Source organism: Geothrix paludis (genome assembly GCF_022808815.1).
Taxonomy (GTDB): Bacteria; Acidobacteriota; Holophagae; order Holophagales; family Holophagaceae; genus Geothrix; species Geothrix paludis.
In genome coordinates this window covers 333,075-345,986 of record NZ_JAKZLC010000003.1, presented here as the reverse complement: position 1 = coordinate 345,986, position 12,912 = coordinate 333,075, and the positions used below count along the sequence as shown (strand labels likewise).

Genomic DNA, 12,912 nt, shown 5'->3' with positions numbered 1-12,912 from the left:
CTTCTCTGCATGCCGCGTAATCTGAGGGTCTCCCATCGGGAATCTTTCACAACCTGGAGGTCACATGCCCTTCTCCCGTCGAATGATGCTGCCCCTCTGTGGGGCCCTGGCCATGGCGCTGGTGGCGGGGGACGCCCCCAGGCCCACCACGACCTCGAAAGCCGCCGCCGCGACCAAGGCCGCCAAACCCGCATCCCTGGCCGCACCCGTGCAGGTGACCACGGTGGAGGGCATCACCGAGTACCGGCTGGCCAACGGCCTGCGGGTGCTGCTCTATCCCGACGCCAGCAAGCCCACCATCACCACCAACATCACCTACCTGGTGGGCAGCCGGCAGGAGCACTACGGCGAGACGGGCATGGCCCACCTGCTGGAGCACATGCTCTTCAAGGGCACCAAGGCCCGGCCGGACACCTGGAAGATCCTCAACGAGCTGGGCGGCGACGCCAACGGCACCACCAACTTCGACCGCACCAACTACTACGTTTCCTTCCCGGCCTCCGAGGAGAACCTGAAGAAAGCGCTGGATCTGGAGGCGGACCGGATGCTGAACTGCACCTTCACGGCGGAGACGCTGTGGGGCAAAGACGGCAAGAGCGGTGAGATGACCGTCGTCCGCAACGAGTTCGAGTCCGGCGAGAACAGCCCCTTCCGCACCACCATCCTGCGGGTGATGTCCGCGGCCTACGACTGGCACAACTACGGGAAGCCCGTCATCGGCGCCCGCAGCGACATCGAGCATGTGAACGTCGACCACCTCCGGGCCTTCTACACGAAGTACTACCAGCCGGACAACGCGGTCCTGATGGTGGCGGGGCAGTTCGACGGACCGAAGACCCTGGCCTACATCAACGCCACCTTCGGGCGGATCCCGAAGCCGACCCGAGCCCTGGAGCCCACCTACACCGTGGAGCCCGTCCAGGACGGCGAGCGGCTGGTCACCATCCGCCGCGTGGGCGGCACCCCGCTCCTGGTGGCCGGATACCACGTCGCCCCCTCCGCCCAGGGGGATCGCAGCGCCACGGACCTGGCAGCGACCATCCTCACGGACGCCCCCAGCGGCCGCCTCTACAAGGCCCTGGTGGAGACCAAGCTGGCCGCCCAGGTCTTCCCCCTCTCCTTCTCCACCTATGAGCCCGGCCTCCAGATGTTCGGCGTGATGCTGCCGAAGGATGGGGATGTGGAGAAGGTGAAGGCCATCCTCCTGCGCGAGGTGGAGGACCTGAAGGACAAGCCCCTGACCCAGGCCGAGCTGGACCGCGCCAAGGCCCAGGTCCAGAAGGGCGTTGACCAGACCCTCTCCAACACCAAGAACATGGCCATCAGCCTCAGCGAGGCCATGGCCACCGGCGACTGGCGGGAGTGGTTCCTGGACCGCGACCGCACCCTGTCCGCCACCCTCGAGCAGGTCCAGAAGGTCGCCGTCACCTACTTCAAGCCCAGCAACCGCACCCTCGGGGAGTACCTCCCCACGGAGAAGCCGGACCGCACCGAGGTGCCCGGCGTGCCCGATGTCGCTGCGGACGTGAAGGGCTACACCGGCAAGCAGACCATCGCCCAGGGCGAGGCCTTCGACGCCACCCCCGCCCACGTGGATCAGCGCACTCTCCGCTTCACCGGCCCCAACGGCCTGAAGGGCGCCCTGCTGTCCAAGAAGACCAAGGGCAACATGGCCTCGGTGCAGTTCACTCTGCGCTTCGGCCAGGAGTCCTCGTTGCGGGACAAGCAGGCCGTGCCGGACCTCACGGGCGCCATGCTCATGCGCGGCACCCTCAAGCACTCGCGCCAGGAGATTGCCGACGCCTTCGACAAGCTGAAGGCGGAAGTGATGATCACCGGCGGCGCCACGTCCGCCAATGCCCGGATCAAGGTGCCCCGGGAGAACCTGGCCGCCACGCTGAAGCTCGTGGCCGAGGTGCTGCGCGAACCCGCGTTCCCGGCCTCCGAGCTGGACACCCTCGTGAAGCAGCAGACCACGGGCATCGAGTCCCAGCGCCAGGAACCCCAGGCCAAGGCCATGGAGTTCCTGGGCCAGACCCTGGACGCCTACCCCGCCGGGCACCCCTCGGCCTACCGGTCCCTGGAGACCCGGATCCAGGACCTGAAGGCGGCCAAGGTGGAGGACCTCAAGGCCTTCCACACCGCCTTCTACGGCGCCGACCACGCCACCTTCGCCGCCTCCGGCGACTTCGACGCCAAGGAGCTCCAGGCCCTCGTAACCGACCTCTTCGGCACCTGGACGTCCGCCTCCCCCTACACGCGCATCCCGGCGCGGATGAAGGAGGTCCCCGGCCAATCCAAGGTCCTGGAGACGCCGGACAAGCAGATGGCCATCTTCTTGGCCGTGGAGCGCTGGGCCATGAAGGACACGGATCCCGACTACCCGGCCTTCCTCATGGCCAACCAGATCCTTGGCGGCGGCACACTGAAGAACCGTCTCGGCGACCGCCTGCGCCAGAAGGAGGGCTTCAGCTACGGGGCCGGATCCTACGCCAACGTCAGCAGCCAGGACCCCGTGACCTCCTGGCAGGCCTACGCCATCTACGCGCCCCAGAACGCGGCGAAGCTGGAGGCGGCCTTCCAGGAAGAGCTGCAGAAGGCCCTGAAGGACGGCTTCACCCAGGAGGAGCTGGACTTCGCCCGCAAGACCTGGCTCCAGGGCGAGCAGACCGAGCGGCAGGACGACCGCGCGATCGCCGGCTGGCTGAACACCTCCCTCTACCTGGATCGCCCCGTGCTCTTCCAGGCGGAGCTGGAGGCCAAGGTCCAGGCCCTCAAGCTCGACGAGGTCAACGCCGCCCTCCGCAAGCACCTGGACCCCGCGAAGCTCGTCATCGTGAAGGCGGGAGATTTCGCGAAGAAGTAGTCTTTTGTCCGGCTGTCAAAATGGGGGAGCGGCATGCCGCTCCCCCATTTTGCTAGGTGGGAAAAGCGTTTCGTGGTCTGCTGGATGTCCGCTCGGCGTTGACAGTGACGCGGGGCGATGACGGAGGGCGTCGCCATGGCACGCATCGAACGGGAATGGCAGGCGGAGCAGGAGGGCGCAGCCCTGGCTTCGGAACTGCACAAGGTGATGGTCATCAGCCACCGGCAGGCCAAGGGCTTCATCGACGGCCGCTGCGTGACGGTGAATGGCGAGACCGCCGAGAAGCACGGCCACCGGCTCAAGGCCGGCGACACCGTGAAGGTGGTGTTCGATCCCGAGCTCACCTACGAGGTGCTGCCGCCGCCGAAGAAACTTAGCTCCGGCCCCTACGAGACGCTGTGGGAGGACAACCACCTGCTCTTCGTCTTCAAGCCCGCGGGCCTGCTGACGGTGCCGGCTGAACAAGGCGGCGAGCCCAGCCTGGCAGAGGCCATCACCGAGTCCTACCGGCGGCGCGGCTTCAAGCGCTTCAACCTCTTCATCGTCCACCGGCTCGACCGCTTCACCAGCGGCGTGCTGGTCTTCGCCAAGACCCCGGAGGCCCTGCACGGCCTCAAGAAGCACTTCGAGCTGCACCGCCTCCAGCGCGTCTACTTCGCCATCCTCGTGGGCGAGCTGCCGGAGAACAGCGGCACCCTGGCGGGCCACCTCATCGAGCACGCCAAGTCCCTGAAGATGTCCGTGGCCAAGGTCCGCAAGGGCCCCGGCGGCGGCAAGCGCATGCCCGCCGGCGCCAAGGAGGCCGTCACCCACTACCGCGTGATCGAGCGCCTGCCCGGCCACACGGTCGTGGAAGTGCGCCTGGAGACCGGCCGCCGCAACCAGATCCGCGTGCAGTTCGCGGACCGTGGCTTCCCGCTGTTGGGCGACCAGGTCTACGGCACCGAGAGCCCCCTGCTGGACCGCCAGGCCCTGCACGCCGAGCTGCTGGGCTTCAAGCATCCCGTCACCGAGGAGCAGGTCACGGTGACGGCCCCCATGCCCGCGGACATGGAGGCGGCCCTCAAGGCCCTGCGGAATTCCGCCCGCCTGCAGCGCGCCGCCACCGGCGCCAAGGGCGAGGAGGGCATCTTCCAGCCCACCGAGAGCCGCGACCACAAGCTCAAGCGCGTGGCCCGCGCCAAGCGGTTCGATGAGCGGGAAGCGCCCGCCCGCCCCGTCAATGGCGATGAGCGGCCCCGCCGTCCCTTCACCCCCGGTGACCGTCCGGCCCGGCCCCGCCGCGAGGAAGGGGATGAACGCCCGCGCCGCAGCTTCGGCTCCGCCGAGCGCCCTGCCCGACCGCGGCGTGACGAAGGCGACGAGCGGCCCCGCCGTGACGAGGGCGATGAGCGTCCGCGCCGCAGCTTCGGCGCCACCGAGCGCCCCGCCCGCCCGCGCCGCGACGACAGCGACGAGCGGCCCCGCCGTCCCTTCACCTCCGGCGACCGCCCAGCCCGGCCCCGCCGCGACGAGGGCGACGAACGTCCGCGCCGCAGCTTCGGCTCCACCGAGCGCCCCGCCCGCCCGCGCCGCGACGACAGCGACGAGCGGCCCCGCCGTCCCTTCACCCCCGGCGACCGCCCGACCCGGCCCCGCCGCGAGGAAGGGGATGAGCGCCCGCGCCGCAGCTTCGGCTCCACCGAGCGGCCCGCCCGCCCTCGACGCGACGACAGCGACGAGCGGCCTCGCCGTCCCTTCACCCCCGGCGACCGTCCGGCCCGGCCCCGACGCGACGAGGGCGACGAACGCCCGCGCCGCAGCTTCGGCTCCACCGAGCGCCCCGCCCGCCCGCGCCGCGACGACAGCGACGAGCGGCCCCGCCGTCCCTTCACCCCCGGCGACCGTCCGGCCCGACCCCGCCGCGACGAGGGCGATGAGCGTCCGCGCCGCAGCTTCGGCTCCACCGAGCGTCCCGCCCGTCCCCGGCGTGACGAGGGCGATGAACGCCCACGGCGCAGCTACGACGCGACCAGCCGCCCGGCAGGCCCACGCCGAGAAGGCCCCGGTGGGCGCCCCGCAGGCAAGCCCGGCCCGCGCAGCGGGAAACCCAAGCCCCGGAAATCCTGAGGAACCGCATCCCGGCCCGGCTCATCCTTCTTCCATGCGCCTCTGCTGGTTCGGTTTCATCCTCACGCCCTTCCTGGCGGCCCAGGAGGTGGGAACCCTGGATCTGCACACCGATCTGGGCACCGATCCCATCGTCCATCTCCGCCTGGTGCAGCCCGGGTGCTGGGACAGCCTGGTCCTGCACGCCGCCCCCCGGGCCTTGCGCACCCCCCAGCGGGATCCCGCCGAGGCCACGGTGGAAGTGTGGGATCTGGCCTACCGGGACACACCGCGGCGCGAGGCCTTCACCCTCACCCTCAAGGCCTTGCGGGATCGCCTGGTCCGGGCCTTCGCGGCTCCGCCGCCCAGCCACGGGAAGATCGAACTCAGCGAGCTGGTCTCGTCGGATCCCTCGAATCCCCAGCAACTGGACCTCACCAAGGTGCAGTCCATGCAGGAGCGGTTCAACCCGCCACCGCGCACCCCACCGATGCGCTGAGACAAGGGCGGTCTCCTGGCTAGATGTGCTCCTGGTACATCCGGTCCAGGGCCTCGGCCAGGTCCAGGTCCCGCTGGGTGACTCCGCGGCTGACGTGGGTGGTGAGGACCGCCACGACCCAGCGGTAGCCGAGGGTCAGGTCTGGGTGGTGATTCACCTTCTCGGCATGTTCCGCGGCGGCCATGACGAAGCCCAGGCCTCGCGGGTAGCCGGAGAAAACATAGCGGCGCCGGAGGGTCAGGCCATGGGCATCCCCCTGCGCGACCCAGTCGGGATGCGCCTTCAGGAAGGCCTCCATGGCGTCAGGGCTGACCAGATCCTTGGACATGCTTTCCCCCATGGGGCATCCTAATCCGTTGCCCTGGAATCGCGCCATGCCCTTCAACCAGCCTCCCCTGCTCGGCCGCATCGCTTTTGTCACCGGCTCCTCCCGGGGCATCGGGCGGGCCATCGCCGTGGAGCTGGCCCGCTGGGGCGCGGACGTGGTGGTGCACGCCCAGAAGAACCTGGACTTGGCGGAGGCCGTGGCGGAAGAGGTCCGCGGCATGGATCGCCGGGCCATGGCCGTGCTGGCGGACGTCCGCGTGAAAGCCGAGCTGGAGGCCGCCGCGGATCGCGTGAAGGCCGAGCTGGGGCCCGTGGACATCCTCGTGAACAACGCCGGGACGCGAAAGGACGGCCCCTTCATCCTCATGGGCGACGAGAAGTGGGAGGAGGTCATGGACGTGAACCTCCGGGGCACCGTCTACGCCACCAAGGCCTTCGTCCGCGGCATGATGGCCCGCAAGTGGGGGCGCGTCGTCAACATCGTCAGCCCCACCGGCATCATCGGCATGGCCGGCCAGACCAACTACGGGGCCAGCAAGGGCGCCGTGATGTCCCTCACCAAGAGCCTGGCCCGGGAAGTGGCCCCCTTCGGCGTCCTGGTGAACGCCGTCAATCCCGGATTCATCCACACGGAACTGACGGCGGACGTCTCCGAGGAAGCCAAGCGCGTCCTCCTGGCCCCCACCATCCTCAAGCGCGAAGGGGAACCCGAGGAAGTCGCCAGCGTCGTGGCCTTCCTCTGCTCCGACTGGGCCAGCTACATGAGCGGCCAGATCATCAACGTGGACGGCGGACTTTGTCCGTAAAGCCCAACGGCGAATCAGCTCTGCTGATTCGCCGCCTGCAGGGTATTGGTCAGCAGGCCCGCGATGGTGAGGGGGCCGACGCCGCCGGGGACGGGGGTCACGGCGGAGGCCACCTGCATGGCCTCGCCGAAGCGCACGTCGCCGCAGAGGACGGCGCCCTTGGCCATCAGGGTCTCCAGCTTCTTGGGCTCGGCGGCGAAGATGCGCTCGCCCAGGACGAGGTCGTCCACGCGGTTGATGCCCACGTCCACCACCACGGCGCCGGGCTTGATCCAGGAGCCTTCCACCAAGCCGGGCTTGCCGACGGCGGCCACCAGCAGGTCCGCCTCGCGGCAGACGGCCGGAAGATCCCTTGTGCGGCTATGGGCGATGGTCACGGTGGCGTGCTGCTCCAGCAGCATGAGGGCCATGGGCTTGCCCACGATCTCGCTGCGGCCCAGCACCACGGCGCGCAGGCCCTTCAGCGCCAGCCCGTGGTGGGCCAGCAGGGACATGCAGGCGGAGGGCGTGCAGGGGCGCAGGCCCGGCAGCCCCTCCAGCAGGAGGCCCTGGTTCACGGGGTGGAAGCCGTCCACGTCCTTGGCGGGGCTGATGCGGTGCAGGGCCCGCTTGGAATCGAGCCCCTTGGGCAGGGGCAGCTGCACCAGGATGCCGTCCACCCCGGGATCGGCGTTCAGGCGGTCGATGAGGTCGTCCAGCACGGCCTGGGGCGTGTCCGCCGGCAGCCGATGCTCCAGGGAGGTGATGCCCACCTTGGCGCAGGCGGCGGACTTGTTGCGGACGTAGACGTGGCTGGCGGGATCGTCGCCCACCAGCGCCACGGCCAGGGCCGGGGCGCGCTTCCCTTCAGCCAGCCGGGCCTCCACCCCCTGACGCACCGCCTCCAGCATGCGGTCCGCATGCGCCTTGCCATCCAGCACCTGTGCCATGGGCCATCCTTCCTGGGCAAAAGGGGACCCGCCAGCCCCCAATCCAGCCTACCAGCCAGCTCGCCAGCCTGAGGCCGGGCCCACCGGGGGCCAGGCACCGCCACCCCCCGATGCGTTCCCGGCCTTGAGAACCCTTGCACATCGCGCTAGACTCATAGGTCAATTCGGCCATGGCCTCCCGGACTCGGGTGCCAAGACTGGGTGGGTTCGGCCCACCTTTTTTGTTGTTCACCCGGAGATCCCGTGGATCTGAAGAAAGCGCAACCCCTCCTCGAGCGCCAGCTGGCCCTGCTGGGCTACGAGCTGGTGCACCTGGAGCTGGCCCGCGAGGGCCGGGACGAGGTGCTGCGCCTCTACATCGACCACCTCGACGGCGCCACCAGCGGCCGCAAGGTCACTCTGGACGACTGCACCGCCGCTCACGAGGGCCTCCTGCTCTGGATGGACGTGGAGTTCCCCGACCTCCGGGAAAAGCTCGGGGTCGAGGTCAGCAGCCCGGGCATGGAGCGCCCCCTGGTCAAGGCCGACCACTTCCGCCGCTTCGCGGGCCGGCTCTGCCGCGTGCAGACCGCCGCGCCCATCAACGGCCAGAAGCGGTTCAAGGGCTGGATCGGCCCCGTGGAGGGCGCCAGCGTCACCCTGGAAGAGGACGGCGTCCTCAAGAGCATTCCCCTGGAGTCCATCCAGAAGGCGCGCCTGGCGCCCTTCGATGAGGACAAGACCCCGCGGCCGAAACACCTGGCCGCCCGTTTGACTGAAGTACCGGATGCCGATGGCGTAGAGACAAGCGCCGTCGAGGACGAGGAGGCCTGAGATGGCGAACGTGGCAACGACCTTTTTCGACAGCGTGAAGATGATCGCCGCCGAGAAGGGCATCAACGAGGAAGATGTCTTCGCGGCGGTGGAGGAGGCTCTCGCCAAGGCCGCGGACAAGTACTTCAATGCCCAGGATTTCTACGGCAACTTCCAGGCCCAGATGGACCGTGAGACCGGCGAGTTCCACGTCTACGCCCTGAAGCAGGTGGTGGCCGAGGTCGAGGAAGAGGACCTGGAGATCAGCCTGGCCGAAGCCCAGACGCTGAACCCGGACGCGGCCGAGGGCGACACCCTCTGGCTGCCCCAGGACACCAGCCAGCTGGGCCGCATCGCCGCCCAGGCCGCCAAGCAGGTGCTGGTGCAGAAGGTCCGCGAGGCCGAGCGCGAGCGCATCTTCACCGAGTTCGCCGATCGCATCGGCGAGGTGGTGGTGGCCGAGGTCAAGCGCTTCGAGAAGAGCGCCATCATCCTCGAGATCGACCGCGTCGAGGCCATGCTGCGCCGCTCCGAGGCGCTGCGCGGCGACCGCTTCGACAAGGGCCAGCGCATCAAGGTCGTCATCGTGAGCGTCGACCGCAGTGCCAAGGATCCCCAGGTGCAGGTCAGCCGCACGGATCCGCGGCTGCTCATCAAGCTCTTCGAGAATGAAGTCCCCGAGATCCACGACGGCACTGTGGTCATCCGCAACTGCGTCCGCGAGGCCGGCGACCGCGCCAAGGTGGCCGTCCACAGCCTCGACCCGGATGTCGATCCCGTGGGCGCCTGTGTGGGCCTCAAGGGCAGCCGCGTGCAGGCCATCATCCGCGAGCTGAAGAACGAGAAGATCGACATCGTGCGCTTCTCGGATGACGCGGCCCAGTTCATCGCCAACGCCCTGAACCCCGCCAAGTCCATCCGGGTGAACCTGGTGGACCCCGAAGCCCACCGGGTCGAGGTGGTCGTGGACGACGAGCAGCTCAGCGTCGCCATCGGCAAGCGGGGCCAGAACGTCCGTCTGGCCGCCAAGCTCACGGGCTGGAACATCGACGTCCGCAGCGAGGCCGACAAGCGCCGCGAGGCCGAAGTCGCCATGGGCTTGGCCCTCCCGGAGATGGGTGCCGAGGCAGCCCCCGCCGCCGAGGCCGCCGCCCCCGCCTCCACCCTGCTGGACGAGATCCAGGTCGAGGGGCTGGACGCCGCCCTCGCCGACCGGCTGGCCGCCGCGGGCTATTCCGATGCCAAATCCCTTTACACTGTCACTGCCGAGCAGCTCATGCAGGTGGAAGGCATGGATCAGGATCTGGCCTTCCGTCTCATCGATGCCGTGCAGGCGTACTTCGGGGAGTAGGCTGTAGTCCTGCAGCCCTTCCCGTTTCCCACCCCCAGGCCGAGGTAATCCCCTTACATGCTGCGTATCAACCAACTCGCCAAAGAGCTCGGAGTCGCCAACCAGGAGGTCATCGAGGCCTGTGAGAAGCGTCTGGGCCTCCAAGGGAAGAGCCACAGCTCCAACCTCACCGATGACCAGGCGGACCAGCTGCGCCGGGCCTTCCAGGGCAAGCACAAGGGGGAGAGCGACGCGCCCCCCCTCGCGCTGCACAAGCCCTCCGCCGCCGTGAAGGTGGTGAAGGGACCCACCCCGGTCGCCCCCCGCCCCGAGCCCAAGGTCGAGACCCCCGTCGAGGCCCCCAAGGCCGCGCCCGCCGTGCTGGTGAAGAAGGCCGAGCCCAAGCCTGAAGCCCAGCCCGAACCGAGCCCCGAGCCGCAGGCGGCGGCCCCCGCGGCCATGCCCGCGCCCCAGGCGAAGCCGGCCGAGGCCGCCCCGGCGCCCGCTCCGGCCGCGCCCGCGGCCCCGGTCGCCACGGCCCCGGCTGCGGCGTCGGCCCCGGCTGCGGCGTCGGCCCCGGTTGAGGCTCCGGTACCGGCCCCGGCGGCGGAAGCTCCCAAGGAGACCTTCTCCCGCCTGAAGGTGTCCACGGGCACCGCGCCCGCCCCCCGCGAAGAGAAGCCTGCCCGCTACATCCAGCTCCCGCCGACCCGGCCCGCGGGCGCCCCGGCGCCCCAGCGTCCTGCCCAGCCCTCCGCGGCCCAGGGCTCCGGCCCCCGCCCCGAAGCGGGCGCCCGGCCCATCGTCCAGCGGCCCGGCCAGGCCCCCGCACCCCGGGACGTCCAGCGCTCCGGCATGCCCCAGAAGGAGAAGGCCGTTCTCCAGATGGCCACCAACACGGGCCGTGGCGAAGTCCGCCATGAGGCCCCCGCCCCGTCCACGCCCAGCCGGCGTCCCTACATTCCGCCAGCCATCACCGAATTGCGCCCCGACCAGGGCTTCAGCCGCATCAAGACCTCGGATACCCCGGCCCCGGCGCCCCGGTCCACGGAACCTGCCCGCTACATCCAGCTGCCCCAGGCGCGCCCTGCGCCCGGCAGCCGCCCTAGCGGCCCCGGCGGTCGTCCGGGCGGTCCCGGCAGCCGTCCCGGCGGCCCCGGCCGTCCCGGCATGGGCTCCCGTCCTGGCGGTCCCGGCCGTCCCGGCATGGGCCCCCGCCCCGGCGGCCCCGGTCGCGGTCCCTCCATCCCGGCCTCGGGTCCCATCGATCCCAACAGCCAGAAGGGCCCCGGTCGCGGCGCCCACGTGGGCGGCAAGAAGAAGAAGGGTGGCTACGTCCGGAGCAAGGAGGAGGAACTCGACCTCAAGCTCCGCCAGCCCCGCTCCCGCGCCCAGCAGGTGGCCAGCGAGTACATCGAGGAGGAGATCGGCATCGTCATGCTCTCCGAGGGCGTGACGGTGAAGGAACTCGCCGAGAAGTGCAACCGGCCCGCCAAGGATGTGGTCGCCAAGCTGCTCCATCGGGGCATCTTCGCCACCATCAACCAGCCCCTCGACACCGAGATGGCCAAGGACATCGCCCGCGAGTTCGGCTACCTGGCCGACATCGTCTCCTTCGAGGAGGATGTGCAGATCGCCGCGGATGAATCCGGCGAGGTGGCGGGCGAGAAGCTGTCCCGTCCCCCAGTCGTCACCATCATGGGCCACGTCGACCACGGCAAGACTTCGCTGCTGGACGCCATCCGCAAGACCAAGGTGGCGGCCGGCGAAGCCGGCGGCATCACGCAGCACGTGGGCGCCTACCACGTGGCCGTGAAGGACCCGAACACCGGCGAGAAGCGCAAGGTGGTCTTCCTCGACACGCCGGGCCACGAAGCCTTCACCAAGATGCGCGCCCGCGGCGCCAAGGTGACGGACATCGCCGTCCTGGTGGTGGCCGCCGACGACGGCGTCATGCCCCAGACCGTGGAGTCCATCAACCACGCCAAGGCCGCGGACGTCCCCCTGGTGATCGCCATCAATAAGATCGACAAGCCCGGCGCCAACCCGGACAAGGTCCAGCAGGGCCTGCTCCAGTACGGCGTCCAGACCGAGGCCTATGGCGGCGACGTGCCGGCCGTCCTCGTCAGCGCCAAGACCCAGCAGGGCCTCGACGACCTGCTCGAGACGCTGCTCCTCGTGGCGGACCTGAAGGAGCTGAAGGCGGTCTATGACTGCCCCGCCGCCGGGTCCATCATCGAAGGCCGCCTGGACCGGGGCCGCGGTCCCGTGGCCACGGTGCTCGTGCAGCGCGGCACCCTGCGGGCCGGCGACATCTTCGTGGCCGGCGCCACCATGGGCCGCGTCCGCGCCATGTTCGACTATCTGGGTCAGCGCGTCACCGAAGCCGAGCCGTCCACCGCCGTGCAGATCCTCGGCTTCGAGGAAGTGCCCAGCGCCGGCGACAACTTCCAGGTGGTGGAGGACGAGGGCAAGGCCCGCACCATCGTCTCCTTCCGCCAGGAGAAGGCCAAGCAGGCGGCCCAGCAGAAGCAGCGCGCCACGCTCGAGACGCTGTTCAGCACCCTCAAGGACGGCCAGGTCAAGGAGCTGCCCCTCATCATCAAGGCGGACACCCAGGGCTCCGTGGAATCCCTCGTGGGCCAGCTGGAGCGCCTCAGCACCGAGAAGGTCCGGGTGCGCATCATCCACAGCGCCGCCGGCACCGTCACCGAGAACGACGTGCTCCTCGCCGAAGCCTCCAAGGCCACCATCATCGGCTTCCAGACCAGGGCCGAGAAGAAGACCGAGGAACTCGCCCACGAGGAGGGCGTGGACCTGCGCTTCCACGACATCATCTACAAGGTCACGGAAGAGGTCGAGCAGGCCATGGTTGGCATGCTGGACGCCACCGAGAAGGAGACCGTCCACGGCCAGGCCGAGGTGCGCCAGCTCTTCAAGATCGGCAAGGCCGTCATCGCCGGTTCCTTCGTCACCGAGGGCAAGGTCCAGAAGTCGAACAAGGTCCGCGTGAAGCGTGGCGAGGAGGTCCTCTTCGAGGGCGGCATCAAGAACCTCAAGCGCTTCAAGGAGGACGTGACCGAGGTGAAGAACGGCCTCGACTGCGGCATCTCCCTCGACGGCTTCGACGAGCTGAAGGAAGGGGATATCCTCGAGTTCTTCAGCAAGGAGAAGGTGATCGCAACCTCTCTCAGCTGAGGCGGCCTGCGCTTCGCGCGGATCGGAAATGGGCCCGCCGAGCGGGCCCATTTTTCATTGATTTTCATAATCGACTC

At 69.5% G+C, this 12,912-nt stretch carries 9 protein-coding genes; 7 read left to right on the top strand and 2 right to left on the bottom strand.

The window, feature by feature from the left end:
• Positions 1-64: 64 nt before the first annotated feature.
• From MLE64_RS09900 to MLE64_RS09890, 3 genes are all read left to right on the top strand, one after another.
• Entirely contained in the window at positions 65-2,866 is a 2,802-nt protein-coding gene (locus tag MLE64_RS09900; protein WP_243317572.1) for a M16 family metallopeptidase, read from the top strand.
• Positions 2,867-3,001: 135 nt separating this feature from the next.
• Positions 3,002-4,975, top strand: coding sequence for an RluA family pseudouridine synthase (locus MLE64_RS09895; RefSeq protein WP_243317571.1), 1,974 nt, complete (start codon positions 3,002-3,004; stop codon positions 4,973-4,975).
• A 34-nt stretch (positions 4,976-5,009) separates the two neighbouring features.
• Positions 5,010-5,453 (top strand): hypothetical protein, encoded by a 444-nt coding sequence (locus MLE64_RS09890; protein ID WP_243317570.1) that lies wholly within the window; start codon positions 5,010-5,012, stop codon positions 5,451-5,453.
• 19 nt (positions 5,454-5,472) lie between these two features.
• Here the strand turns inward: MLE64_RS09890 and MLE64_RS09885 are convergent, their stop codons facing one another.
• A complete protein-coding gene (locus tag MLE64_RS09885; RefSeq protein ID WP_243317569.1) occupies positions 5,473-5,781 on the bottom strand; it encodes a 4a-hydroxytetrahydrobiopterin dehydratase in 309 nt (102 codons plus the stop codon).
• A gap of 46 nt (positions 5,782-5,827) precedes the next feature.
• On the opposite strand from MLE64_RS09885, the gene MLE64_RS09880 reads away from it, so the two are divergent.
• Positions 5,828-6,586: a 3-oxoacyl-ACP reductase family protein gene (locus MLE64_RS09880; RefSeq protein ID WP_243317568.1), complete on the top strand. Its 759-nt coding sequence runs from the start codon at positions 5,828-5,830 to the stop codon at positions 6,584-6,586.
• Between the two features lie 14 nt (positions 6,587-6,600).
• Here MLE64_RS09880 and folD read toward each other — a convergent pair whose 3' ends face one another.
• Positions 6,601-7,515, bottom strand: a complete 915-nt coding sequence (folD, locus tag MLE64_RS09875; RefSeq protein WP_243317567.1) for a bifunctional methylenetetrahydrofolate dehydrogenase/methenyltetrahydrofolate cyclohydrolase FolD — start codon at positions 7,513-7,515, stop codon at positions 6,601-6,603.
• Positions 7,516-7,758: 243 nt separating this feature from the next.
• Here folD and MLE64_RS09870 point away from each other — a divergent pair, with 243 nt between their 5' ends.
• Genes MLE64_RS09870 through infB form a run of 3 tightly spaced genes read left to right on the top strand, consistent with a single transcriptional unit; the run spans position 7,759 to position 12,835 of the window.
• Positions 7,759-8,328 (top strand): ribosome maturation factor RimP, encoded by a 570-nt coding sequence (locus tag MLE64_RS09870; RefSeq protein ID WP_243317566.1) that lies wholly within the window; start codon positions 7,759-7,761, stop codon positions 8,326-8,328.
• Between the two features lies 1 nt (position 8,329).
• On the top strand, positions 8,330-9,658 hold the full coding sequence (nusA, locus tag MLE64_RS09865; RefSeq protein WP_243317565.1) for a transcription termination factor NusA: 1,329 nt from the start codon (positions 8,330-8,332) through the stop codon (positions 9,656-9,658).
• 57 nt (positions 9,659-9,715) lie between these two features.
• Positions 9,716-12,835, top strand: coding sequence for a translation initiation factor IF-2 (infB, locus tag MLE64_RS15790; RefSeq protein ID WP_279343025.1), 3,120 nt, complete (start codon positions 9,716-9,718; stop codon positions 12,833-12,835).
• The last annotated feature ends 77 nt before the right edge of the window (positions 12,836-12,912 follow it).

What these genes read in the sequence shown, in the direction of transcription:
- MLE64_RS09900 (WP_243317572.1), top strand. Translation starts at nt 65, where the DNA reads ATGCCCTTCTCCCGTCGAATGATGCTGCCCCTCTGTGGGGCCCTGGCC.
- MLE64_RS09895 (WP_243317571.1), top strand. Translation starts at nt 3,002, where the DNA reads ATGGCACGCATCGAACGGGAATGGCAGGCGGAGCAGGAGGGCGCAGCC.
- MLE64_RS09890 (WP_243317570.1), top strand. Translation starts at nt 5,010, where the DNA reads ATGCGCCTCTGCTGGTTCGGTTTCATCCTCACGCCCTTCCTGGCGGCC.
- MLE64_RS09885 (WP_243317569.1), bottom strand. Translation starts at nt 5,781, where the DNA reads ATGTCCAAGGATCTGGTCAGCCCTGACGCCATGGAGGCCTTCCTGAAG.
- MLE64_RS09880 (WP_243317568.1), top strand. Translation starts at nt 5,828, where the DNA reads ATGCCCTTCAACCAGCCTCCCCTGCTCGGCCGCATCGCTTTTGTCACC.
- folD (WP_243317567.1), bottom strand. Translation starts at nt 7,515, where the DNA reads ATGGCACAGGTGCTGGATGGCAAGGCGCATGCGGACCGCATGCTGGAG.
- nusA (WP_243317565.1), top strand. Translation starts at nt 8,330, where the DNA reads ATGGCGAACGTGGCAACGACCTTTTTCGACAGCGTGAAGATGATCGCC.
- infB (WP_279343025.1), top strand. Translation starts at nt 9,716, where the DNA reads ATGCTGCGTATCAACCAACTCGCCAAAGAGCTCGGAGTCGCCAACCAG.